The following is a 1,485-nucleotide window of genomic DNA, read 5'->3' as shown; positions in this document are numbered from 1 at the left end:
GCGACCTCGCGCAGCGCGCTGCCCTGTTCGGCGTCACTGACCGACCCGGAGGTGTCGATGACCACGGAGACCCGAGGGGGTCTGCGCCTCAGGCTCGGCAGGACGGCCCCGGGTACCCCCGCCGAGCGCCGTGACGGCCGGCCGTACGTGTAGTCCTCGCCCGCGCCGGAGCCGGAGGCCGCCGAACGGACGGCCGCTCCCAGCAGGTCCCGCCCCGGCTGCGGCGGCTGGAACGCCTCCTCCGCCCATCGCCGCCACCCCTTGGGGGTGTTCCCCGGGCGAGCGGTGATGCCCCGCGCCACGCGGAAGCGCACGGCGTCCCGTTCCTGGTCGCTGAGGCCGTACGCCCCGTCGGGGCCCCACTCCCATTCCCTGTCCAGTCCGTCGGCGCCACTGCCGCAGTCCAGCCAGACCAGGCTCTGCGTGCGCGGCCCGAGCCGGAACCCGCGCAGGTAGTCCTCCATGAGCTCACCCTCGGGCAACGCCAAGGTCCCCGGCGTGACCGCGCCTTCGGGCCGGAGGAGCCCCTCGCCGAACACGTCGTCGTTGATCTCGCAGTCCGCCGCGATGTTCATCCGCAGCCGTTCACCGGGACCGGTCAGCCCACGCTCCCGCGCGACCCGGTCACTGCGCCCGTGATGGTCGCGCAGCAGGTGTGACACCTCGTGCACCCACACTCCGGCCAGTTCCTCCACCGACATCCGGTCCACGAACGGCGGGGACACATAGCACCGCCAGTACCGGTCGACGGCCATCGTCGGCACCCGCCGCGACTCCACGGGGTGCAGCGCGAAGAGCGCGGTCGCCAGGTAGGGCCGGACCCGGGCGGCATGCAGCCGGGCGGCGAAGAGCTTGTCCCGGTCCAGCGCCCCGGATGTGTCGGGCGCGTCCGGAGCCTCGGGTGCGTCCGGGGCCCCATGTACGTCAGCCGTTCCTGGTGTACCGGGCGTGCCCGGCGCGGCCGTGTTCATCGGCCGGCCGACGCGGCGACAGCGGTCCGGGCCGCCGCGCGGTCGGCCCGCCGGGACAGGGAGACCGCTCCGGCGAGCTTCTCGATCGACGCGGGGACGTCCCAGTCCTCCTGGCGCAGCGAGGCGAGTGTGTTCGCGGGCACGACCACCAGGTCCGGCGCTCCCGTCTCCACCGCCCGGACGAGGAGCGCCCACGCGGCTTCCCAGCGGGACCTCTCCGGTCGCTTGCGGACCGCCTCCACCACACCGTCGAGCACGGCCTGTCGCAGATCCCCCCGTTCCGGCAGCGCGGCACTCTCCGGGTCGGCGAGCAGCACCTCGGGGTCCGGGAGATCCATCCGGTCGAGACCGGCCAGCAACTCCAGCCCCGGACCGTCCCCCACGGTGGCCCTGACCAGCAGGGAAAGCACTTCGCGAGAGGAGCCGGCCGCGGTCGCGAAGGCGATCAGACACAGTGTCATCTCCCAGCTCCGGGGTGACGGCCAGGGGCCACCTCTGCGCGTTTCGTCGCTGG

1 protein-coding gene and 1 pseudogene are annotated in these 1,485 nt (G+C 73.9%); both read right to left on the bottom strand.

Translation table 11 applies throughout. The features are described 5' to 3' along the window. Positions 1–971, bottom strand: a 971-nt coding sequence (locus ABZV34_RS39375; RefSeq protein ID WP_356288075.1) for a hypothetical protein, incomplete at its 3' end; no start/stop codon positions are given. After that, positions 968–1,485: pseudogene (locus ABZV34_RS39370) on the bottom strand (AAA family ATPase); the annotation flags it as partial. The gene ABZV34_RS39375 and the pseudogene ABZV34_RS39370, both read right to left, overlap by 4 nt.

It is taken from the genome of Streptomyces sp. NPDC005195 (genome assembly GCF_040608315.1).
In the GTDB taxonomy this organism is placed as follows: Bacteria; Actinomycetota; Actinomycetes; order Streptomycetales; family Streptomycetaceae; genus Streptomyces; species Streptomyces kaempferi.
This window is presented reverse-complemented; position numbering and strand designations above follow the sequence as displayed.